The 23,023-nt window shown below is 58.9% G+C and carries 20 protein-coding genes and 1 pseudogene; 10 read left to right on the plus strand and 11 right to left on the minus strand.

What is annotated here, in order from left to right; all coding sequences use genetic code 11:
• Both G7A66_RS13975 and G7A66_RS14625 read right to left on the minus strand, forming a co-directional pair.
• A partial coding sequence (locus G7A66_RS13975; RefSeq protein ID WP_206675156.1) for a hypothetical protein occupies positions 1-274 on the minus strand: 274 nt, incomplete at its 3' end.
• Positions 275-582: 308 nt separating this feature from the next.
• Entirely contained in the window at positions 583-909 is a 327-nt protein-coding gene (locus G7A66_RS14625; RefSeq protein WP_174295465.1) for a winged helix-turn-helix domain-containing protein, read from the minus strand.
• Between the two features lie 417 nt (positions 910-1,326).
• Between G7A66_RS14625 and G7A66_RS09560 the strand changes: the two genes are divergently transcribed.
• The 3 genes from G7A66_RS09560 to G7A66_RS09570 all read left to right on the plus strand — a co-directional run bounded on the left by G7A66_RS09560 (position 1,327) and on the right by G7A66_RS09570 (position 4,747).
• A complete protein-coding gene (locus G7A66_RS09560) occupies positions 1,327-2,412 on the plus strand; it encodes a tyrosine-type recombinase/integrase (RefSeq protein ID WP_232366796.1) in 1,086 nt (361 codons plus the stop codon).
• A gap of 1,179 nt (positions 2,413-3,591) precedes the next feature.
• Positions 3,592-3,918, plus strand: coding sequence for a hypothetical protein (locus G7A66_RS09565; RefSeq protein ID WP_174295466.1), 327 nt, complete (start codon positions 3,592-3,594; stop codon positions 3,916-3,918).
• Between the two features lie 346 nt (positions 3,919-4,264).
• Complete coding sequence (locus tag G7A66_RS09570; RefSeq protein ID WP_174295467.1) at positions 4,265-4,747, plus strand: hypothetical protein; 483 nt, start codon at positions 4,265-4,267, stop codon at positions 4,745-4,747.
• 1,684 nt (positions 4,748-6,431) lie between these two features.
• Here the strand turns inward: G7A66_RS09570 and G7A66_RS13980 are convergent.
• From G7A66_RS13980 to G7A66_RS09580, 3 genes and pseudogenes are all read right to left on the minus strand, one after another.
• On the minus strand, positions 6,432-6,902 hold the full coding sequence (locus tag G7A66_RS13980; protein WP_206675157.1) for a hypothetical protein: 471 nt from the start codon (positions 6,900-6,902) through the stop codon (positions 6,432-6,434).
• A pseudogene (locus G7A66_RS14630) lies at positions 6,889-7,026 on the minus strand (catalase); the annotation flags it as partial. The gene G7A66_RS13980 and the pseudogene G7A66_RS14630, both read right to left, overlap by 14 nt.
• Before the next feature lie 173 nt (positions 7,027-7,199).
• Positions 7,200-8,171 (minus strand): CorA family divalent cation transporter, encoded by a 972-nt coding sequence (locus G7A66_RS09580; RefSeq protein WP_174295468.1) that lies wholly within the window; start codon positions 8,169-8,171, stop codon positions 7,200-7,202.
• A 254-nt stretch (positions 8,172-8,425) separates the two neighbouring features.
• Here G7A66_RS09580 and G7A66_RS09585 point away from each other — a divergent pair, with 254 nt between their 5' ends.
• Complete coding sequence (locus tag G7A66_RS09585; protein ID WP_174295469.1) at positions 8,426-10,156, plus strand: serine hydrolase; 1,731 nt, start codon at positions 8,426-8,428, stop codon at positions 10,154-10,156.
• Between the two features lie 127 nt (positions 10,157-10,283).
• Positions 10,284-11,078: a MipA/OmpV family protein gene (locus G7A66_RS09590; RefSeq protein ID WP_174295470.1), complete on the plus strand. Its 795-nt coding sequence runs from the start codon at positions 10,284-10,286 to the stop codon at positions 11,076-11,078.
• Positions 11,079-11,103: 25 nt separating this feature from the next.
• Here the strand turns inward: G7A66_RS09590 and gloA are convergent, their stop codons facing one another.
• The 6 genes from gloA to G7A66_RS09620 all read right to left on the minus strand — a co-directional run bounded on the left by gloA (position 11,104) and on the right by G7A66_RS09620 (position 16,914).
• Positions 11,104-11,619 (minus strand): lactoylglutathione lyase, encoded by a 516-nt coding sequence (gene gloA, locus G7A66_RS09595; protein WP_174295471.1) that lies wholly within the window; start codon positions 11,617-11,619, stop codon positions 11,104-11,106.
• Positions 11,620-11,692: 73 nt separating this feature from the next.
• On the minus strand, positions 11,693-13,345 hold the full coding sequence (locus G7A66_RS09600) for an alpha-amylase family protein (protein WP_174295472.1): 1,653 nt from the start codon (positions 13,343-13,345) through the stop codon (positions 11,693-11,695).
• A complete protein-coding gene (locus tag G7A66_RS09605; protein ID WP_174295473.1) occupies positions 13,342-14,925 on the minus strand; it encodes an alpha-amylase family glycosyl hydrolase in 1,584 nt (527 codons plus the stop codon). The genes G7A66_RS09600 and G7A66_RS09605 overlap by 4 nt, the downstream gene beginning before the upstream one ends.
• 98 nt (positions 14,926-15,023) lie before the next feature.
• Positions 15,024-15,542: a gluconokinase gene (locus tag G7A66_RS09610; RefSeq protein WP_174295474.1), complete on the minus strand. Its 519-nt coding sequence runs from the start codon at positions 15,540-15,542 to the stop codon at positions 15,024-15,026.
• Positions 15,543-15,559: 17 nt separating this feature from the next.
• Complete coding sequence (locus G7A66_RS09615) at positions 15,560-16,549, minus strand: SDR family oxidoreductase (protein ID WP_174295475.1); 990 nt, start codon at positions 16,547-16,549, stop codon at positions 15,560-15,562.
• Positions 16,546-16,914: a sensory rhodopsin transducer gene (locus G7A66_RS09620; protein ID WP_174295476.1), complete on the minus strand. Its 369-nt coding sequence runs from the start codon at positions 16,912-16,914 to the stop codon at positions 16,546-16,548. Before G7A66_RS09620 ends, G7A66_RS09615 begins: the two co-directional genes overlap by 4 nt.
• Positions 16,915-17,319: 405 nt before the next feature.
• On the opposite strand from G7A66_RS09620, the gene G7A66_RS09625 reads away from it, so the two are divergent.
• The 5 genes from G7A66_RS09625 to G7A66_RS09645 all read left to right on the plus strand — a co-directional run bounded on the left by G7A66_RS09625 (position 17,320) and on the right by G7A66_RS09645 (position 22,957).
• Positions 17,320-20,076: a sensor domain-containing protein gene (locus G7A66_RS09625; protein WP_174295477.1), complete on the plus strand. Its 2,757-nt coding sequence runs from the start codon at positions 17,320-17,322 to the stop codon at positions 20,074-20,076.
• Positions 20,077-20,179: 103 nt separating this feature from the next.
• Positions 20,180-20,539, plus strand: a complete 360-nt coding sequence (locus tag G7A66_RS09630; RefSeq protein WP_174295478.1) for a VOC family protein — start codon at positions 20,180-20,182, stop codon at positions 20,537-20,539.
• An 82-nt stretch (positions 20,540-20,621) separates the two neighbouring features.
• Positions 20,622-21,203 carry a hypothetical protein gene (locus G7A66_RS09635; RefSeq protein WP_174295479.1) on the plus strand — a complete coding sequence of 194 codons (582 nt, stop codon included), beginning with the start codon at positions 20,622-20,624 and terminating at the stop codon, positions 21,201-21,203.
• 110 nt (positions 21,204-21,313) lie between these two features.
• On the plus strand, positions 21,314-21,517 hold the full coding sequence (locus tag G7A66_RS09640) for a hypothetical protein (RefSeq protein ID WP_174295480.1): 204 nt from the start codon (positions 21,314-21,316) through the stop codon (positions 21,515-21,517).
• A 204-nt stretch (positions 21,518-21,721) separates the two neighbouring features.
• A complete protein-coding gene (locus G7A66_RS09645; RefSeq protein WP_206675158.1) occupies positions 21,722-22,957 on the plus strand; it encodes a S41 family peptidase in 1,236 nt (411 codons plus the stop codon).
• The last annotated feature ends 66 nt before the right edge of the window (positions 22,958-23,023 follow it).

Genomic DNA, 23,023 nt, shown 5'->3' on the forward strand with positions numbered 1-23,023 from the left:
ACGCAGAGAAGCCTCCCGTGCAATCGTTTCCGCCAAACACGCCGAGCAAAGTAGCTGCTTGTGCGGGCGCAGTGAATGCGCTCGCGAATGCGAGCGAACCTGCGGCTAAAATGAATTTATGGTGTGACATCGACTCGCTCCTTAAAAAGAAAGGGAGAGCATGGAATGCCGCCATCCTTAATTGGACTTCGGCAAGGCTCTCGGCATCAACGGTGCGACTCGTTACAAACTTGTTAGCAGAAAATTCACTATCATTAGACTCTAATTTCTTCATAGTGCGGCGAAATGAGACAGATCATGCTTTTCGAACGTGCTTCGAGGGTCGGCTCAAGCCGGAGCATCAGCAATTTTGCTGAATGCCCGCTTTCGCGAGCTCGCTGAAAATCTGCCTACATGCTCCGAAGCGATGGCAATACGGCGGCGAATATCCAGGAGTCGGTGCTTAGTGTTGAAAAACTCTGGTGCGGCCGCGTAATCCCCAACGTTCAGCAAGGATCACCCAAAAAATTACATCGCGTGAACCATTGGTGTGCGCGGCAGCCCGTCATCGTTCGGTTGTCACCGCACGAGCGGCCCTGTGACTTAGAGGTGCTTGGGCGCCCAGCGATAGCCGAAACCTCGAACACTTTCGAACGGAGCTTCAGGCAGGCGCCGCCGCAGTTTGCAAAGCGTCACTGAGACTACGTTCATTGGATCTTCGCCTTCATAGCCTGTCCGCTCAGCAAGTACTGCTGCGCTGATGATCGTTCCGCGGGCAGCGGCCAGGGAGTGCAACATGCTAGCTTCAGCGCGAGTGACTCTGAGGGCTTGCCCCTTGTAATCAACACTGTGAAGATCGAGGCGCCAGGCACCACGCTCGATGGGCATATCGGCGGCGAGGTTGCCGCCGCACCGGTTACAAAAGTTCATTGATTAAAAAGCGATCCGTGCAAAGGGAAACTTTCCCATTGGCCCCCCTGGCGTCGCCACACTTTCCATCCCAGTTCCCGTTTGTCGACACGGGCGGCGGTCTATCTGCCGCAGGAGCTACACAGGTCATCTATTAACCTATGATAAGGCGGAACGCCGCCAGCACATCGATCCTCGGCAGGCGCTTCCGACGCAGCATCTGCTACTGAGTAGTGAGCGGAATGGCAGCTTATGTCTCAATCATTTTCGCGACGACTCGGGCTAACTCCCTGAGGTAGCGAGCCGCTGCCTCTGCCTCAGCAGATCGCCCGCCGTGCTTCCAAGCGTTGCGGTTTCCTTTACAAGCACCGGGATTGGTCCCGCCGTGCAATCGGCATCGCCGCTTGAAGGGAATGAGCAATGGGAAAACTAACGGCAATGGGGGTCAAGAATCTTGCTGAACCCGGTCGTTATTCTGACGGTGAGGGACTGATCCTTAAACTCGCCGGGAAAGGCAAAGGCAGCTGGATTGTCAGGGTCCAGGCCAATGGAAGGCGTCGGGACATCGGATTGGGCATCCTCGCCGACCTGCCTCTGGCAGACGCTCGCGAAGCCGCGAGAGCTCTCCGCAAGGAAATGAAAGCAGGTGTCGACGTTTTAGCTGAGCGTGAAAAGGAAACGCTGGTCATCCCCACGTTCCGCGACGCCGCCAAGCTCGTCCATGAAGAACATAAGGCCGCGTGGAAGAACGGCAAACATCAGGCGCAATGGATTAACACGCTCGAAACCTATGCCTTTCCGACGTTGGGCGAAAAACTCGTTTCGGAGATTGAGGGTCCGGCAATCCGCGATGCGCTTTCTCCAATCTGGCTGACGAAGCCCGAGACTGCGAGGCGAGTGCGGCAACGTATCGGTTCGGTGCTGGATTGGGCTTGCGCGGAAGGCTTTCGCGAAACCGAGACACCGATGCGCTCGGTAATCCGCGGTTTACCGCGCCCACCCAAGAAGCAAGGCCACTGCGCCGCGATGCCCTACCCCGACCTACCTGCGTTCGTCGTATGGCTGCGCGGGCGTTCGTCGGTGAGCCGACTGACCCTGGAATTCCTGATCCTGAACGCCTCGCGCTCCGGCGAAGTGCGCGGCGCGTGCTGGGGTGAAATAGACCTCGAGAAGAAACTTTGGACGATCCCTGCCGAGCGCATGAAGGCGGGGACTGCCCATGTTGTTCCTCTGTCGGAAGCAGCTTTAGACGTGCTCAAGCGAGCGAAAGCGTTCCGTTCCCCCGTCAGCGAACTTGTCTTTCCAGGCCAGAACCCGCGCCGCCAATTGTCGGATATGACCTTGCTCAAAATGCTGCGCGATAAGGGAGCCGAGGAAGACCGCAGCCGAGCTTGCCGAGGCGGCGCTGTCGCATGTTGTCAGCGACAAGACGGTCGCCGCCTATCAGCGCGGGACCATGTTAGAAAAGCGGCGGGAGATGATGACAGCCTAGGCGAACTATTGCGAAGGAGTGAGCGGCGGTAACGTCGTTCGGCTGGCGCAATGAAAAAGACTGTCTCAAAAGAAGCGTAGGAATTTTACCAGCGGATCAAGCACTTCAACGACCCATCTCTCTTCGACAATCCAGAAGTTGATCAATTTGAGATTGCTGAGGCGATTTGGGATGTATTGGTCCGGACGGAGCTACCTCCCGAGTCTCAGGCCTTCTTGGGGGGCCTGTATAAATCTTTTTACGGGCGAAGCCCATTCCATCACTTTAAAGTTCACAAACCGTCAAAAGGCTCGAAAATCCAGTTTGCTGACACGATCAAACATGCGCACCAAACAAGGTAAATGGCCGATGAAATAGACATGGCCGTAGTCGACGTCAAAAGCTTGAATCCAAAATTGCTTGGGCGGAGAAAGTATATGGTCTTTCGCGTAGACAGGTTTTCAGAAGACTCAAAACATTTCGAAAGCAACAAATAGAATGGCGCGATATGCTCACAGGGGAGTACAATGCTGCTGCTCGCACTTATCTTCCTGATGGCTTTGATTTGACTGAAGATGGGCGGCTTTTTCGGCTAAGAGACCGCTGAGTGACACCAAGGCGCCAGCGTGTGTCACTTGTTTTGCGTTGAGCGAAGCCCCTGATTCTATATCCTTAGCGGCACCCCGGCATTCGCGGGGGTCGGCCCGGCGGCTCCGGGACTAGGAACATGGAAGTGGACACTCCCGAACTAATGAAGGTGGCAGATTTCTGCGACCGATATTCAATCGGCAGAACATCGTTTTACCGCGAAGTAAATGCCGGTCGAATAAGGCTCCGCAAATTTGGCATCGCCACTCGGATTGCCCGCGCCGACGCCGAAGCATGGGCGGCGTCGCTACCGTAGCCATAGGAAAGGCAGCGTGAGCGGGCCAACGAAACAGGGGGCGGTCGCGGCAACGACCACCCCCCTGTGCAATTCCTTTGGAGCAACTGCGAAACCTGCTTACCGGAGAAGCGGTGCCGCTGGCAACGCCAATGTAAGTGAGCGTGAGCAGGTATCCTGCGCCACAGTCTTCCGCACCGCCACAGACCGTACTTGGCGCTACCGAGGCAAACGGGCGCGGGTGCTGGCGGTGTTCGCTAACACTTCGGCCGGAATTACCCAATGAAATACCCTGCCGTGGCATACGAGGCTTGGCGCTTCCATTCACATACTGCGGCAGGACGGGCTGGTGATCGACACCCAGCGTGAGGGCGATTGCCGCCATGCCCGCTACCGGCAGCCTGATAACACAGCCGGAAAACAGGAGGGCAGCAGCATGAGCAGCGGCAACATCCTGTTCGAGCAGACCTACAAGGGCGATAACTGGCGGCTGAAAATCTCCACCTGTCAGGGATGGCAGCGCGGGAACTGGCGCAAGTGGCATCGCGCTAAGGATGAGTGGCGTCCATCGCGTGAAGGCTGCACGATTCCGCTGGAGCGGCTTCCCGACCAAGCCCGCGACCTTGCAGCCTATGTTGCCACTATCGCACCCAGCGGGCCGGAAATCGGCTACTAGGGCAATCTGCGGGGCACATCGGTCAGTCATTCGGTGCGCCCTGTATTCCTGCAAACTTGAAACTTCACCGCGATGGCCGGAAAGTCACCCCTGGCCACGGCGCTGCCGATAAAGAAACGGCAGAAAACGGCGAAAGCCGTGAAACTGGCATGGCGCTTGCGGTATTCGATATACTCCTAGTTGCCATGCCGCTCCCGCAATAGCCTGCCCGCCTAAGACATGGGGCGGTGCCCGCAACCGTGCTGACAGGACAAGCGACAATCTGAGCGACCAGCAAGTGTCCGACTTAATCGCGGCGGGGCGATGTGCGTTCGATACTGGCAGAACATTCCAGCGGCACTGGACGGTGCATTACGGCTTTGCAGGCATTCAGCCGCAGGACGGCGCGCGGTTCGTGTCTCGCTTGCTGGACATGGTGGCGAAGCAGGCACGGCGTGAGGGCGGGCACATGACTGCGCTGTGGGTGCGCGAGTGCGCCAGCGGCAAGGGCGAGCATGTCCACATTCTGCTGCACCTGCCGGTCGGCATGACACTGAAGAACCGGACGCGGCGCTGGATCAAGGCGGCTGGCGGCACCTGGAGTGCAGGTGCCAGTAAGGGCACGATTATCGGCCGGCGGCTCTCTAAACTAGAGGGAAGTAGAGGCCACAGACAGCAGGCGAACGCGGCCAACGTGCTGCGCTACGTGCTGAAGGCGGCGAGTGTTAAAACGGGCGTTACGTTAAACCTGACGCGGGCAGGACATGGTGGACCAATCACCGGAAAGAGGTGCGGCTGGACGCAGAACTTGCAGCAAGCTGGCAGCCGAGCGCAAAAGCAAGTCTACTGATAATCGAGGAAAACTTGGCAGGCGGACAAACAGCCACGCCGTTGCACCAGCCGCGAATTTCTTTCCGCGATTACATTCAAGAACAACTCAATTTCAGGAAAGCCCCCGAACAGTGGCTTGTTGATCTAGATTGCTAAATGCTTCTTTCGGTCCGTCGCGGCGGTAAGCTTCGCAAGCGGCGGCGTTGTATCAGCGCGGGGTAGGTGAACTACCACGCCGGTTACGCTCTTCTGCCCTCTCGAACGGAGAAGTGGCATTTGCGGTCGGATCATAATTTTGATCTATGCGATTCCGGATACGGTTCTGGATTCGATTTTGTATCCGTGAGTTTATCCGGCCTAAGGGCTCAAGGTTCGGAGCCGCATCCTCCCTAGTCTGGCGAGTCCCTACTTCTCCAATCCCGGTGTCCACCGTTTGCCCAAGCTCACGTAGACCTTCGCCCTGTGAACTTTGGGTCTGGCTAGCATCCGTCTCCTGAGGTGCTGTCTGTGCAGCCGCTGGCAGGCTAAAGCCGGTGACAGCGAGGCCTACGGCAGCAATCGTTTTGTTCTGAAAGCCAAGAAACATAATTATCCAGACAGCCTAGAATGAAGACTTTTACGGTTAGGGGATGTTAGCGTGCCGAATGTCAATTCAGCGATGAACCGCGTGTTCGAGAAGGACTACATCCTGCAGCCTTGCGAGGACATGAAGAGCGAGTAGCAAACTTTTCTCGTTCCTAGCCGTTCCAAATGTGCAAATCTCCTAGTAATTAGGATAATTTCTAGCGGTTGAGAACACCGTCCGATTCGTCCATGTATGGCCGGCTACGGTTCAGGACGGCATGGAGGCAGGCTCACGGCGGACGCATCTTTGCGTATCGATCCGGGATGGGTGATGCGCACCAAGCGGGCGCATGAAGGCTCCACCACTAGTGGCTCGCTCCATTGGAGTTGCGGTGATAGGCCAAGCGATTCGATTAGGTACACCGCGCACATAAGCGAACCGGGGAGCGAATGGCTGGAGTTGCGCTTCACCCGAGGTAGCGGTGAAGATGCGGAGCAGGTCCTGCAACAGAGCCACCTATGTCACACGGTCCCGCATTACGGCGGGAAACGTTGGTGGATGATGTGCCTGTATCGCCATGTGCGCGTCGGCAAGCTTTACCTGCCGCCCGGCGGAGACCGCTTCGCTTCGCGGGTGGGATGTCGGCTTGGCTACCAATCGCAGCGATGCAGCGCGCGAAAGGCCATTCGAGCGGCTGTTCCGTTTGCAACGCAAGCTTGGCGGGGAAGAGGGGTGGAAGCGATACCCGCACCGACCGAAGGGACTGTGGCACCGAACCTATGAGCGGCACATGGTGCGGTATATAAAGCTGGATGAAGAATGCTCGTTAGAAATGCTAATGCTCGCAGACCGGCTGAGACGCTTGTAGCTGTGTGGCGGCGGGGGTGGCCAAAAACCAGCGCAAATTTCACTGGACGGCGCCGTAGCGTGGGGAGATGTGTGGGGGAATTTGACAATCGTAAAATAATATATCGTTATAATAATACGACGCTACTTAGTAACAAGGACGCCGTCTCCGCCAGCGGCCATTCCGGCAAGTCGTTTCAGTCCGGGATGATCACCGTTAATCCTTAAAGCGACCGATCTTTGGCTCTGGTGTCCCGAAATTTTCTGAAATCAGCGAACCCGCGTGCGGAGCCTACACGGCGGCGCGCTGACGCTCTGCCTTGCTCATCACCAGCGCGACCGCATCGCAAAGCACCGATGCACCGCCGTCGATCTTCTGATCGGCAGCCAGCACCTGCCCGTCCGAAAGCTTCGCACCGGAAATGTGAGGCGCTACGATCTCGGTCAGTCCGCCTGCAGCCTTTCTTCTTTCCTGCCGATCCTTCACCAGATCGGCATCGCCACCTTCGGCAATGTAGATCACCAGCTTGCGCCCCTTGAAGCTGTCGGGTCCGTACTTGAAAATGGACAAGGCATCCGAGGTCGGCAGGCCGGTCACCGGCTCCCGGACAGCCTCGATCTTCGGCGGCAGTTTAATAAGCACGAGACCGCCGGCTACTTCCTGTGCAAGCCCGCTGTCGATGTTCAGCAGGTGACCGGCCATTCGCGTGCGGATGTCCGCCCGCTCCATTTTCGACAGTTCGAAGGTAGCGCGCGTGCACAATGCGCTCCGGATTTTGTTTGTGATCGAAGTGAGATATCTTCTCGCGGGCGATCTGGTCCTCGAGCAAGCCGGGGCCACGCGCACCTGCCTTGAGCCAGTTCTGGTTATCGGCGACCGCCGTCCCCCGGGGCAGTGGTCATCGTGTCATCCGCGCCTTTTGCCTTCTGAGTGATTGGCGCCGTCCTCGGACAGATCGATAACTTTCATGCAAGTTCTCCTGATATGTCGTCACACGACGGAGCTTGCACCCGTTGGTTGCATGACCGGCAACGGAGACGATGCCGTAAAGTGCCCGGGTCAGTCTTCAAGCCACCGGCGCAAGGCGAACCAGCCGAGCACGATCAGCGCGACCACGAGGCAGAAGCCAAGCACGCCCCAGAACGCCCATTCCTTTTGAGCGAACGGAATGCCTTCGACATTCATTCCGAGAAGGCCGGTGATGAAAGTCAGGGGAAGGAAGATGAACGCGACGATGGCGATGGCCAGTGATCGCCGGTCGACGATTTCTGCCCTGAGGTCGGTCAGCTGCTCATGCAGCAGCGCAGCGCGTTCACGGACCGCCTCCAGTTCCTCGGCCATCCGCGCAAACCGGTCCGCCGCTTCACGCAGATGCATGCGGTCCTCCTTGCTGATCCAGCCGAATTCCAGCTGCGCCATCGTCGAGAGTGCATCCCGGTCGGGAGCCACGAAACGACGAAAGGCGATGGCTTGCGAGCGCAGGGCAGTTATGTTTCGGCGCAGCACATAGATGTCGCCATTCTCGATCTCGCCCTCGCACTCGTCCAGCCTGTCCCCCAGCGCGGCCACCTTAGGGTCAAGTTCGATGCTGATCGCCTGCGCCAGCGCAGAAACGAAATCGCCACCATCACGCAGCCTGCCGGCCCGCATCGCTGCTTCGACCTTGCTCAATGCGCCGAGCGTATTGCGCGTTACGGAGGTGACCCGCCGGGCTTCCACCCAGACGCGGATCGAGACCAGCCGGTCGGTGTCGATTGTGGCTTCCCGCCCGGTGCCCCGCAGGTTGATCAGCGCGGCATCGTCCGCCTCATCACAGCGCGGCCGCGTCTCGCTCGCCAGAAGAGCGTTGGCAGCATGACCCGGGACGAACGCGGAAAGATCGGGACTGCCGTTTCTACCCGCCCCGTCGACGTGGAGCCAAACGAAGCCGTCGCCTCGGTAATTTGCGAGCTCGTCGAGCGGCAGTTCTGCAACTACGTCGTTCTCGAGCACCCACGCGCGGATTGAAACACTGTCTGCTTTTGCGACCATCGGAACCTGTTACTGCAAGAAGGCGGGCTTGCAAGATCAACCTGCGGAGCCCCGAGACCTGTGGCGGCAGAGATCCGGCGACAGGTTCGAGGGGCGCACCTTCTGATTTGAAGTTGATGCGCCTGGAAGGGTTCTTCTGCTCTTCACCAGAATGCCTCAAGAACCAGCCTGTATTAAGCAACATCGAACTGGACCAATCTGAACGTTCATCTAGCATGGCAGCGCGCCTTTGAACAAAATGACGAGGAAACCAGATGAGAAGCACCCTGACAGCCGCGTTGCTCGGAGCCTCCATCGCCATCGCAGCCCCGGCTCTCGCGCAAGAGCCGGTCGGCTACTGGCAGGGTACTCTCAGCACTCCCGGTGGAACGCTCCCACTGGGCGTGAACATCGAACGTAGCCCGAGCGGAGAACTCACGGGAACGCTGGACAGTCCCGACCAGCGATCGTTCGACATCCCTCTTTCCGAAGTCGAAGCGAGTGGGAACCGTCTTTCCTTCCGCGTCCCTGCGGTGAGCGGATTTTACGAGGCTGAATGGCAGGCCGATGCAGCAGAGTGGGCCGGAACCTGGTCGCAGGGTCCAATGGCGCTGCCATTGGTGCTTTCCGCCGCCGAGCGGCCGGAACGCGCGGCGGCTGCCGCGCGCCCCGCCCTGCCCGCTGATTGGGAAATACCCGCAGACGCACAGATTGCCGCCCTGCTCGAACAGCGGATCGCCCAGCGGCCGGGTACCGGCATGGTAGCGGGGATCGTCGATCGTAGCGGCACGCGCACAATCGCTCGCGGACCTGCGGGCGCATCGTCATTCGGCGCCGACACGATCTTCGAGATCGGCTCGATGACCAAGGTTTTCACCGGGTTGCTTCTGGCTGACATGGCCGCGGACGGAACCGTGTCGCTGGACGATCCGGTGGCCAGATACCTGCCCGAGGGCGCCACAATGCCCATGCGCGGAGGGCAGCAGATCACGCTGAAGAACCTGTCCCGGCAGGATTCCGGCTTGCCCCGATTGCCAAGCAACTTGATGCCCGCCGATCCGCGGGATCCCTATGCCGACTATACCGAAGCGCAGCTGCTCGAATTTCTGGCGGGTTACGAACTGCAGCGGGACATCGGCAGCGAATATGAATATTCCAACCTGGGGGTGGGCCTCCTCGGCTATGCTCTCGCGCGGGCTGCTGGCACCGATTACGAAACGCTGGTGCGTACGCGCATCCTTGAACCTTTGGGGATGCACGATACCGCTATCGCCTTGACCCAGGCCCAGCAGGCACGCTTCGCCACCGGGCGCGATGAATTCAACCGGCCGACGTCTGCCTGGAGCCTGCCCGCTCTCGCCGGCGCTGGCGCGCTGCGTTCTACGGCCGGTGACATGCTGAAATTCCTGCAGGCCGCGCTCGATCCGCAATCGCCGCTGGCTTCGGCCATGCGGGCGGCAGTGGCCGATCCGCGTGAGGCACCGGGGTTTGACGCCGGGCTGGGCTGGATGATGATTCCTGCCCCGAGCGGCACAATCCTGATGCATGGCGGGGGCACCGGCGGCTTTAGAACCCACATGGCGCTGCAACCGGAAGGCGAACGCGCCGTCGTCGTTCTGACCAACAGTGCGGTCGAGCCTTCGGCACAGGACATTGCGCTGCACCTGCTGGCGGGTGCGCCGGTGGCAGAGGCTGGCCCGGTGCCCGATGCCCTGCAGATGGTTGCACGCGGTGAGCCGGTGGAACTCATGGAAGAGCAACTCGACCGGGTCGTCGGCACATGGCGCCTCACACCTGACCTGAACATCGAGATTACCAGGCAAGGCGACCAATTGCTCGCTGCAGTAACTGGTCAGGGCGCCTTCCCGATCTTCCCGCGCGCACCGCTGGAATTCTTCTGGCGTGCCGTGAATGCCGAAGTGGTGTTCATCGAGGAGGACGGCCGCATCACTCGCGGCATCTTCACGCAGGACGGCAGCAGCACGCCGCTGACGAAGGTCGATTGACCGGTGATCTGGCGCAGGCCATCGTAAGAGGTGGTTATCGGTTGGTGTATTGGGTAGTGAAAGACGAAAGTCCGTGCTGGCGGTAAATCTGTCGCCGCCAGGCCGCCAAACTACAGGACCAAACACCATGCATCTTCTGCCGATCCGCTATCTTCTCATCAGTGCCGCGATTCTGCTTCCGGCCCAGGCATCTGCACAAGATCTGAGCGATGGCGAACCGCGGCGGGTCAGGGTCGCACTCGGCCCGCAGCTTGTGCCCAGCTATCCCGGCTCCGACGATCTCGTCCTGCGTCCCTTGTTCGATATTGCCAGAGCCCGCGGAAATGCGGAATTCGCATTTGAAGCACCGGACGAAAGTTTTGGCTTCACGCTCGTCCGTACCGGCAATCTGACCTTCGGTCCGTCCCTGGGCTTGGAGGGCAAGCGCAAGTCGAGCGAAGTCGGCGGCACCCTGCCCGATGTCGGCTTCACCGTCGAAGTGGGTGCGTTCGCGCAATATGCAGTCAGCGAGAATATCCGCCTGCGGGCAGAAGCGCGGCAGGGCCTGGGCGGACATGACGGGTTCATATCGGTCCTCAGCGCCGACTATGTCCTGCGCGACGGAGATCGACAATTGCTGTCCGTGGGTCCGCGGCTGAAGCTGACCGACATCACTTACCAGGATTCCTACTTTGGCATCCGCCCCGAAGATGCCTCGCCCGGCCTTCCCGCCTATGATGCCGATGGCGGATTGCAGTCGGCAGGGGTCGCTGTCGGTTACATCAGGCAGTTCACGCCGGGATGGGGTATCTACAGCTATGTGAAATATGACCGGCTGCTTGCCGACCCTGCGGATTCGCCGGTCGTCCAGCAGTTCGGATCGCGCGACCAGATCGCAGGTGGCGCAGCGCTGACCTACACCTTCGGTAGCGGAGTCAGATAAGCGCCGCTACCGCAGCCGGCTATTCTCAAGCGCCGCCCGCGCCGATGACCGGAGCCATGCCCGCAGGCGACAGGATTTCGATCCAGTAACCGTCGGGATCGGCGATGAAGGCGATGCCGCTCATGCGGCCCTCATTCGGGCGTTTGATGAAGGGCACGTTCAATTCCTCGAACCTTTCGCAGGCGGCGTTCACGTCGGGCACACTGATGCCGAGATGCCCGAAGCCGCGCGGCTCGGCATTGCCATTATGGTAGCCAGCGAAATCCGCATCCGTTTCGGTGCCCCAATTATGGGTAAGCTCCAGCGTCGTTGCGCGGGAAAAGATGAAGCGCGCCCGCTCTGCCGGGGCTTCGGGCACAGTCTCGCCATCGCCCAGATAGGCGAGGAAATAGAGCGAGAACTGCATCTCTTCGAAATCGAGCCGTTGCAGCAGTGTCATGCCGAGCACGTCACGGTAGAAGGCGATGGAAGCTTCGGGATCTCGGATCCGAAGCATGGTCTGGTTGAGCACGAACTCTTCCGTGCCGACGGGACGGTTCATGTTTTCGACTCCTTGCAATGGATGATGCGGCACAAGGCCGACGGCTTCGATAATGCGATGACCTTCAGGCGTTTCATTTGCCGGGCAATCTCTCCAGTCCGCCGGCACGCAGCCAATGATAGCCATAAGGCTCGAGGATTATGGGATAAGACCCATCCTTATCCACTTCGAAACGGTCGTGAGTAAGGACGCAGGTCAGATGTCCGATGTCCCGCGCTACCGCGCCGGCATCGACCGAGATTTCCCGGCGGCAGTCCTCGAGATTGTGGATGAAGACCGAAAGTTCGCCCTGCCATTCGTAGCGCAGCGCCAGCACCCCTGCCGGCGTTTCCAGAATACAATATTCGCCTTCGCCGATCTCGGGCAATTCCTTGCGCGCACGGATGATCCGCTCCATCCAGTTGAGCAGGGAATCGTCTTCGGTGCGCTGCTGGGCGACATTCAGCCGTTCATAGCCATACGGGCCTTCGCTGATCGGCGGCCGGATGGGATCGTCGCTGCAGGTAAATCCGCCGTTCGGACCATCCGACCACTGCATCGGCGTCCGCACGGATTCCCGTTCCCGCAACGACAGATCCTCTCCCATGCCGATCTCGTCTCCATAGCGCACGACCGGCGTGCCGGGCAGCGTCATCATCAGACTGTTGGCAAGTTCGATCCGCCTGCGGTCGCCCCCCAGCATCGGTGCGAGCCGCCGCCGTATGCCCCGCCCATAGATCTGCATCTCCTCTTCGGGCCCGAATGCGTCGAACACGGCCTGCTGCTGATCGCCGGGCAAGCGCCCGATATCGAGTTCGTCGTGATTGCGCAGGAAATTCGCCCATTGTGAGGTTTGCGGGATGCCTTTCGAACTCTCCAGCTTCTCGCGAAGCGGCAGCGTATCGCCGGTGGCAAGGGCGTAGAACAGCGTCTGATTGACCGGGAAGTTCAGGATCATGTGCAACCGTTCGCCGTCGTCGCCGAAATATTTGGCGGCTGTTTCCGCCGTGATATTCGCTTCCGCCAGCAGCACCGCGTCCCCCTTGCGCCACTGGGCGAGCGCGCGAATGTCGCGCAGCAATCCATAGGCGGGCTCGGGGTTCTTCACGTTGATCCCTTCCTCGGCGATGAGGAAGGGAACGGCATCGATGCGGAACCCGGATACGCCCAGTTCAAGCCAGAAACCGACGATCTTCAGGATCTCCCGCTGAACCTCGGGGTTCGACATGTTGAGGTCGGGCTGAAATTCGTAGAACCGGTGGAAATAGTATTTCCCCGCTTTCTCGTTGAACGTCCAGGTAGTCTCCTGCACGCCGGGAAAGACCATGCCTTCATCGGCATCGTCCGCCTTCTCGTCGGCCCAGATGAAATAATCGAAATATTTGCTTTCCGGATCCTCGATGGCTTTCTGAAACCACGGATGCTGGTCGGAGCAGTGGTTGATCGGCAGATCCATGATCAGGCGCAAGCCGCGCTGCTTGCAGGCGCGCGAGAATTCGACGAAATCGCCAAAGGATCCGTAGCGCGGATCGACTCCGTAATAGTCGCAGATGTCGTAACCGTGATCGCGCATGGGTGATGGCTGGAAGGGTGCCAGCCAGATCGCCGTCACGCCCAACCCGTGCAGATAGTCGACCCGCTGAATGGCGCCTGCAAGGTCTCCTGTTCCATCGCCGTCGCCGTCCAGAAATGCACTCAGGGCGAAATTGTAGATGAGGCCGTGCTTGTACCAGAGATCGCTGATCATTCGTGCGTTCCTGCAAGTGATATGATGATGCCTTCGTCTCCTGCGATCGACTGCGGAACCGCCCCACCCGGTTGGCCGGTTGACGCCTTCAGGAGCACTTTTCCGTTCCGGCATTCATTGGGCAGGTCCAATTCGATGGCCTCGGAGGAGAGATTGAGTACAACCGCGATGCTTTTGCCCCGGACATAAGCGACGATCGGCCCCGACGCTTCCAGCGGCCGATAATCGCCTCGGCGAAGATCTTCGTTCTCCGCCCGTAGCGCCAGAAGCGCACGATGAAGCGACAATATCGAGCCAACCTCTTCGCTTTGACAGGCTACATTGCGCGTTCGGCAATCGTCCGTCGGCGGCAACCACGGTTCGGCCTTGCTGAAACCTGCGTGCGGGTCAGCCGACCATTGCATCGGCGTCCGCGCCTTGTCGCGGTTGAAGCTGGTGTCGGGTTCGTTCTTCGTCCAGGGGTCCTGAATACGGGCGAGCGGGATATGCACGTCGCCGATGCCGATTTCGTCACCATAATACAGCGTCGGCGTGCCTCTCAGCGTCAGCAGGAGCATTGCTGCAATCCGTGCCTGTGCGCCGCCGACGCGCTTGGCTATGCGGGGCTGATCGTGATTGGACAGAACCCAGTTGGGCCAGCCGCCTCCGGGAACAGCCGCATTATACTCGGCGATCAGATCGCGGATCACATCGCCTCTCCACGGTGACTGGATCAGCTGGAAGTTGAACGGCAGATGCAACCCTTCATTGTTCTTGCCGTAATACTCCACCAGCCGCTCGATCGGCAGGTAGATCTCGCCGATCAGCAGCCGGTCGCGATATTCCTCGACCACATCGCGCAGTTCCTCCACGATCTCCTGTACGAAGGGATCGTCAGCCGAATATATCTGCAGATTGCGCTGGATTTCCGGCTGGTCCGGCTTCCAACCGGGATTGGGCGGATTATCGCGGAATTGCGGGTCCTTCGCCAGATGCCAGACCACATCGATGCGGAAGCCGTCGACGCCCTTGTCCAGCCAGAAGCGCAGCACATCGTGCATTGCATGGCGCACATCGGGATTGCGCCAGTTGAGGTCCGGCTGCGATGTCAGGAATGCGTGGTAGTAATATTGCTCGGTGTGCTCGTCCCATTCCCATGCCGATCCGCCGAAATTGCCGATCCAATTGTTCGGCGGTCCACCATCTGGTGCAGGGTCTTTCCAGATATACCAGTCGCGCTTCGGATTATCGCGCGACGATCGGCTTTCGGCAAACCACGCGTGCTGGTCCGAACTGTGGTTCGGCACGAAGTCGAGCAGCAGCTTGAGGCCCTGTTCATGCGCGGCGGCCAGCAGGGCGTCGAACTCGGCCATGTCTCCGAATAGGGGATCGATGGCCCGGTAATCCGAAATATCGTAGCCGAAATCCTTCATCGGCGATTTGAAGACGGGAGACAGCCAGACCGCATCCGCTCCAAGCTCGCGCACATGGGTCAGCCGCTGGCGTATCCCCGCAAGGTCGCCGATACCATCGCCGCTCGTGTCCTGAAAGGATCGGGGATAGATCTGGTAAATCGTCGCGTCACGCCACCACTGCGTCAATGCCGTTCCTCCTTGCCTTCCTCGATAATGCCCGGTTCAGCGGGCCAGTTCCGCAAAGCCGGCGCAAGTGCGATGAGTCACGCATGTCTCCGCCAGAGCTATGACGATGCCTTCAACTGCTGCACGAGAGTTTGCACCTGGTCTGCAGTCGGCGCTGTGCCGTCGATGCGAATGAAGCGTTCTGGCGGTGCGGGCGGGTCGAAAATCCTGATCTGATCGGCCAGCAATGTTGGCGACATGAAGTGACCCTCGCGTTGCCGCGTGCGCCGCTCCAGCTCGTCTTCCGGCACTTCCGGCCAAACGAACACTATCTCATCCACGAAGCGCCGCAGCCGCTCCCGATGTGCAGGTTTCAGTGCCGAGCAGCTGACGATTACAGGCCAATCCGCTTGCGCCATCGCATGACCGATGTTGTCGAGAAATGGCCCGCGGTCCTCATCGCTAAGAGGAATGCCGGCCTTTAGTTTCCGGAGGTTATCCGACGTGTGGAATTCGTCTCCTTCGATGAAGGGCCGGCGGAGATACGCGGCCAACACACGTGCCAGCGTGCTCTTGCCCGATGCGCTGGGTCCGATCACGACGATGGCTTCGGCGGGGAGATTATCTGCTGATGCCATTTGGTTCACGACCGGGTTCAGGCCTTTCCGCGCCAGCGCGCCAACAGCAGCCCCACAGCGGCTAATCCGGCTCCTCCGATTACTCCGTTGCGGTGGCGATTGAGCGCCATTTGCCAGCTGCTGCCCACGGCCTTGTCGTCGAACCTGCCGTGAGCGCCCGGATCGCCGGGCGGTGCAGAAAAGAGGTTGTCGCGGCGGTCCGCGTCCAGCGGCTCTTCGCCGGATTGGCCGTCCACCCCGGTTTCTGCAAGATAATGGTCGACGAGAGGAGAAGCCACCTTGTCACCGACGATCGCCTGGGCTGTCGTGCTGCCCACCCAGACCTCCTTGCGCCCTGCATCTGCCGCGAAGCGGATCGCCCGCGCCGCTACCTCGGGCTGGTAGATCTTGCCGACCGGACGCGGCTTGTTCGCGATATGCGCACGGGCCCAGTCGAACTGCGGGGTGTTGACGGCGGGCAGTTGCACCATGGTGACCTGGACCTTGCTGCCGCGATATTCGAGTTCCGGCCGGATCGAATCAAGAAATCCCTGCAGGGCATGTTTTGCACCGCAATAGGCCGACTGGAGCGGAATGCCGCGATAGGCGAGCGCGGAGCCGACAAGAACGACGGTTCCGCGATCGCGCGGCACCATGCGCTTCAGGGCCGCACGGGTGCCATGCACCTGCCCGAAGTAGGTTACTGCCGTGACGCGCTCATATTCCTCCCAGCTCATCTCCATGAACGGTGAAAATATGCCTGCGAAAGCATTGTTGACCCAGATATCGATAGGCCCGAGTTCATTCTCGACCCGTTCTGCCGCCGCCTCTACAGCCTCACCATCTGCGACGTCGACCGGTATGGCCAGCGCCCGTCCTCCTGCCGCCTCCACTTCGCGGGCAGCGTTCTCGAGACGCTCCGGACCACGCGCCAGAATGGCGACGTCAGCACCTGCGCGGGCAAAATCGCGCACGGTCGCGCGGCCAATCCCGGCGCTTCCCCCGGTCACGACGACGACCCGGCTCATTGCGAAAAAGCCGTCGTGCTGAGCAGGGCGACGCCGCCGCGCCGCGAATCCAGCCGCGTATGCTGGACGACGATCGGCTGGTCGGAGCTGATTACCGATGCATAATCGGTGTCGCGCGGGACTATCTCGGGGTCTTCAAGGTCGTTGAAGCGCAGATGAAGCGTCCGCTGCGCGGCGATGGTATGGCGATAAGGACCTGCAGGATCGCGATCATTGAAGTAGATCATGATCTCGACCTGCGCGTCCGTCTCGCCGGGATTGAGAATGCATGCGGTCTCATGCGAGACCATTGCCTGGTCATCCTCACCCGCACCGCCGCTGGGTATGTATCCTTCAGCGATCGCCCAAGTTTGCTTTCCTACCATGATAACAGCAACGACATCGGAGCATCGCCGTTCCAGACCATGCAGTTCCAGGCTTTGCTAGCCACGATAAGCCAGATGTCCGAATCGCCATTCGCTCGTGTTACTTTCACAGGCTTCCAGCAATCTCGAGTGCTGTTGCCAGAGAAGTCGAGATTTTCGGCCAATACGGCTGTTCAGGCCGCGCGGCCTCAGCACCTTCGCAGCGCATGTCCATGTTCTTAATCCTGAGCTGCTTGCCTTTGCATGCTTGAAACCTCCGCATCGCTCAGCCCTTTCGACCTCGTCGCAATGCCGGTGGTCGCCTCCGCCCTGCTGGGCTGGATCAATCATCACCTCATTCGCTTGCCGCATATCGTCGGCTGACCGTAATGGGCGCCCTAACGGCAATCGGACTGTTGATCGCCCATGCCTTCATCCCCGCTGGCGAAGGCGGTCGCAGGATTGCTGATCGGCCACCAAGGTGTGACCTACGCCATGAGCGACATCACTCGCGATTATGTCATCTGGACGAACAGGGTTTCTCGGCAGCAAGAAAGACTCCATTTACCGATTCTGTGTGATAAAGCCTTTCAGAATAGGCGGGGTATTGAAATGACGGAGTTCAAGGAGTTTCCTACTCCGCATTTGGCCGAGCGCGTAAACCCTTTGAATGAGGGCGAGAAGCGGGCGCTAGAAAACGCAACCGATTATAATCTTCGCCTCGCGCTGGAGCGTTCAGAGGCTGTAGCTGCTTCTGCGGCCGCCCAACTCCGCACATTCATGGAGACCACGACTGACTGCGTCTACACGCTGGACCGGAACTGGTGCTTTACATACCTCAACCGGAGAGCGTCAGAAGAGATTGCGCAAGGGCGCGATCTGATCGGCGCCCATATCAGGTCTGTATTCGGGGAACTGGAGGACTCTCCATTTTGGGAGCAGTTCAACGCTGCCATGAACGAGCAGACGTCGCAAACCGTTGAAGGCTACTTCCCTCCTCTGGGTGGCTGGTTCGAGGTTCATACAGCCGTAATCGACGATGGCATCGTCGCCTTCTTTCGCAACATCGAAAGCCGAAAGGCTGCCGAACGCGAAAGAGCAGAGGACGCGAGGAGACTACACGCGACACTGGACACGATTCCGCAGATGGTGTGGTCGATGTCTCCTGATGGAACAGATGCTTATTACAACCGAAGATGGCGTGATTTCACAGGGGTTGATCTCACAATTTCTGATGCAGATGTCACTCGCCTTGATTTAGTTCACCCCGACGACCGTGCGCTGGCTGACGAACGCTGGAATGCCAGCATGACCAACGGAGAGCCTTATGAGTGCTCCTATCGGCTTCGGCATAAGAGCGGCACTTATCGTTGGGTCTTGAGCCGCGCTCAGCCGCAAAAATCCGACGATGAGGCAATTGTTCGCTGGTTTGGCACCTCCACCGATGTTCATGAGGCATTCCTCGCCAAGCAGGCCCTCGAAACAAGCGAAGCTCGTAACCGCAGCATTATTACCTCAACTCCCGATTGCGTATCCTTTCTCGATCAGGAAGGCCGGATAGAGTATCTCAACGAGGCTGCGGAGCGGGCCTTTGGGATGCTCACATCCGAACCCATGATCGGAAGAAGTTGGATTGATGAGGTCGGTCCGGGAGCACGCGAAGATGCGCGGCGAGCCTTCGATGTCGCTCGAAGCGGCACGGTGGGTCACTTCACAGCCTGCCATTCCGACGAAAGTGTAACTGTGTGGTGGGACATCATCATCGCGCCAATTGCTGTCCGGTCGGGTGTGCCAAGCGGCTTCGTTGCGACCGCACGAGATATCACTCATCAGAAGATCGCTGAAGAACGGGCGAACTGGACTGCCAACCACGACGCCCTGACGGGACTTGCGAATAGGACTTTGTTCAACAGCGTGCTTGAGCAACAGCTTGAAGATGCGAGCGCATGCGACTGCGCCGCAGCAGTGCTGATGCTCGACCTCGATGATTTTAAGCGAACCAATGATGCGCTTGGCCACGATGCGGGAGACGCGCTCCTCTGCGTGTTGGCAGAGCGGCTGCGCGATTCTGTTACAGACGGCAATCTCATTGCGCGGTTAGGTGGTGACGAATTCGCCATCATCCTCAAAACCATCGAAGGGCAAGAAGATGTTGAGCGTGCCGCTCAATCGATCCTCGCGGCTTTAAAGAAGCCTTTCGTCTATGACGGCAAATTGCTTGATCTGAAAGTGAGCATCGGAGCGAGCATTTTCCCTCAGCATACGGACTGCCGAAGCGAACTTCTCAAATCTGCGGACCTCGCGCTCTATGAGGTCAAGTCGGCAGGAGGAGGTGCCTACAGGCTGTTTTCACCCGAGATGCGCGCCAATCTGAAGGCGCGGCTGAATATGCTCTCGACCGCCCGTTCGGCTCTAGACGAGAATCTCATTGCGTCCTTTTACCAGCCTAAAATCAATTTGCGGAATCGCCGGGTTAACGGGTTCGAGGCACTTCTTCGCTGGCGTGACCCATCCGGCAAAATGCGCAAGCCCGAGACCATCGATGCGGCGTTCGAAGACCTGACGCTCGCGGCTGAGATCAGCGACTGCATGTTGGACAGAGTGGTCGCGGACATGCGGCAGTGGACAGACGATGGATTTAATTTCGGTCATGTGGCGCTGAATGCTGCGGCGGCAGAGTTCCGCCGAGGTGACTATGCAGAGCGCATACTGGAACGCCTTCATAAGGCGCAACTCGTTCCTTCTCTTTTGCAAGTTGAGATCACCGAAAAGGTTTTTCTCGGTCGTGGCGCAGAGTTCGTGAAAACTGCCCTGCATACGCTCGCGGCTGCTGGCGTGCAGATCGCACTAGACGATTTCGGCACTGGCTATGCTTCCCTTTCCCACCTCAAGCAATTTCCGGTGCACGTTATCAAGATTGACCGATCCTTCGTTCGAGACCTCTGCATCGATGAGGAAGACGCTGCGATTGTCAGGGCTGTGATAAGGCTGGCGAGCAGTTTGGATATCGCGGTCGTCGCCGAAGGCATCGAAACAGAAGGACAGCTTAGCTTTCTGATGAAGAACAGGTGCCAGATTGGACAAGGCTTCTTGTTTGGTCAGGCAGTATCGCCAAAGGAGCTTCCGGCTGTCCTCACTCGCTGGTCGGGTTCGGGAGCCATATCAAACAACCAGCGCTGCTAGATTGAATTCCTCACTCGTCAACGGTCCGCTCATTTACACTCACTCGGGGCCTGAAAAGCTCCGTCTACTTCGAAAATTGCAATTCGGATAAACTCGTCTGACTATGAAACTCGACCACATCGTGCTGCTCGTAGGCAGCCTTGATCGCTCACTTGCCTACTATGAGGCCCTGCTGCCGGAGATTGGCTTCAAGAAAAGCCGAGATCATGTGTGGGGCAATAGCGATGGCGTTTACATCGACATAAAGGAAGCGGCCGAACCCGGTGAGGGCTATCGCCGCTACGGCGTCGGGCTGAATCACCTCGGCTTCACCGCGCCATCAAAAGAGGCCGTGGAGGCGATTGCCGGGGCAATGAGTAGTCGCGGCTTCGAAGTGCCAGAGATGCAACGGCTCGGCACAAGCTGGGCTCTGTTCATGAAAGACCCCGATGGCATGCGCTTCGAAATTACTTATTACGGCTGACTGGGCGACTTCCACTCCTAAAGTGTCATAAAGCGAGAGAAGGGTATGTGCCTCCGCGTTCGCCTTCCTGAGGAGAGGTCACTTGGCTTGGATACCGCTCTATATCGGGTCGGAAGACCTTCCGCTGCTTAATGAGATTTTGCGGTCAGACAACGACTTGGCTTTGCTGAGGCATGAGCAAGGAGATCGTTGGAAGGCAGTGCTCGACTACGAAGTCGAGGCCGACGGGCACTACTCGTTCTGGCACAAGGATGGCGGCCCTCTTCTAGTCCCGGACAAAGTTCGTCTGAGCGATATCTATGAAGAGATCATCAACCCCTTCGAAGGCTGGGATCAGCACCGGCTCAATCAGTTCGGCCAGCCCTTTCTGAACAACCTTCCGAGCATCATCGATTTGACCGTGATGGTGGAGCCGAAGAACTCGGAGGACAGCTTTGGAATGTCTTCTTTCGGTTGGATCGGGAACTACTTTTCAGTGCTTGGGAAGGTCGCTCCGGATGCAACGAAAAAGCGATGGACGAAGCTGCGTCGAGAGGTTTCGAAGATTGCTCCTCGTGTGCCGCGTGGATGGCTCACTAGGGACACCAAACCGGAAGTGTTTGCTCTCCCGCATGCATATAAGCTTTTTAGAACAGGAGCGCGGGGAGCGATCAACCCCATCTAGCCGAGCAGGCAATCTTGGCAGTTGGGCTACCGTTCTTTGTTCCGATCTCATTCAGCAATCTAGAGCAAGAGGAGGCTTCGAATTTTGCAATTGAACCTTCCGGAGAGCACATGAAAAAGTTCCTCATTGTCGCCGCCATTGGCGTAGCGCTTCCCTCTGTCGCTCACGCGCAGGCCGCACCAACCCCGCCCGCCATGGAGTGCTGTGAAAAGATGAAAGCAGAGGACAAGAAGTGCTGTTGCGCCGAGATGAGCGAGAAGGACCATGCTGAGCATCAAGAGAGCACGAGCACGGTAGACCACAGCGCACACTAAGGCGCTTCAGGAGCGGTGGAGCAGAACTTTCACCGCTCCCTCGTCCATTTAAGTCAACCTTCAAGCTTGGCATCCTCGCGAATGCTGCCGAAAGCTGGTTGGCTGTCCGCTGCCATTCTGTGCCGAAGCTACCGTTCGGCTAGCGACCCACTTCAGGCCGTGGGATTATTGACTTGGTAGCTGGTAGTGACACACTGACCGCCCATGTCTCAATTTTTATCGCTGCTTCTCGTCTCAGCCCTTCTGATGGGCTGCACAATGTCGCCCAGTGACTCCCTCAAGCCCGTCGCAGGCATGGCCTCCGCTGCGGCTGCGCAACCTTCCGAAGCGGACGCTTCCGAAGCTGCATCGCATCGCCAAGATGCCCTTTCGATCAAGCCGCTCATAAACGGCAAATATGCATATCTCGACCGGTTCGGCTCCGCGACCGCGCCAATCTCAGAGAAGATGCGCCTCGAAGCGGAACAGGTCAGCGACCGTCGATCTTTGCTCCGATATGCTGAGCGTGTTCTGCTTAGTCTTTCCGACCATCATGCAATCACCGGATCGTCGCTTGCTGATAGCTGGGCCGTTGTCCCAAGCTACGCCGACCTCTGGGTGGTTGAGCATGACGGCGTCTATACGGTCGACGCAGTTAGGAATGCCTCCCCGGCGCAGGAAGCGGGGATCAGGCGGGGAGATCGGATTGTCAGCGTGGGGGGGGTCCCCATCCAAGATGCCGTTTCCGCTTTCTGGACCGATCTTGGGCTTCCGGCAACAAGCGAGAGGGCAGCCTTTGCGGCGCGGATTCTTGCTGCGGGGCGGAGGGATAGACCCCGCCGTCTCCAAGTGCAGGGTGAAGGAGCCGTGCGCTTCTTTGAGCTACCTAGCCTCTACTCGGTGCCACGCGAGGAGCGCCCTCCTATCACCGTGACGGAGCCACAGGGTAACCTCACATTCCGTGTCAATGATGCCCTCGGAGAAACTGCCACCATTGCCGCCTTCGATAAGGCGATGGCAGGAGCCCGCACTGGGCAGCCAGTCGTAATCGATCTTCGAGACACCCCCAGCGGCGGCAACACGACTGTAGCGCGAGCAATACTCGGCTGGTTCGTGAACCGGCCCCGCGCCTACCAAATCCACAGCCTCCCTGCCGAAGAACGCGACACCGGCATCCCACGACGGTGGGTGGAGCAGGTCTTGCCGAGGATAGGAAAGCACCATGTTGGCCCTGTTCGTGTTTTGGTGGGGCGCTGGACTGGTAGCATGGGCGAGGGCCTCGCAATCGGCTTTAATGCCATCGGCGCGGAAGTTTCAGGTCAGGAAATGGCTGGGCTGCTAGGGGCAATCTACGACCATCGGCTTGAACATAGCGGGCTAGTCATCAAGCTGCCCACTGAGCGCCTCATGCATGTCGACGGCAGTCCTCGTGAGCAATTTGAGCCCAATTCCGGTGGGTGAATGGTGACGGGAGGGGTGTCCGCTTCCCACCCTAATATCAGGCACTCGCTCGCCTTCGGCGGTTCG

The organism is Alteripontixanthobacter muriae (assembly GCF_013336795.1).
Lineage (GTDB): Bacteria > Pseudomonadota > Alphaproteobacteria > Sphingomonadales > Sphingomonadaceae > Pseudopontixanthobacter > Pseudopontixanthobacter muriae.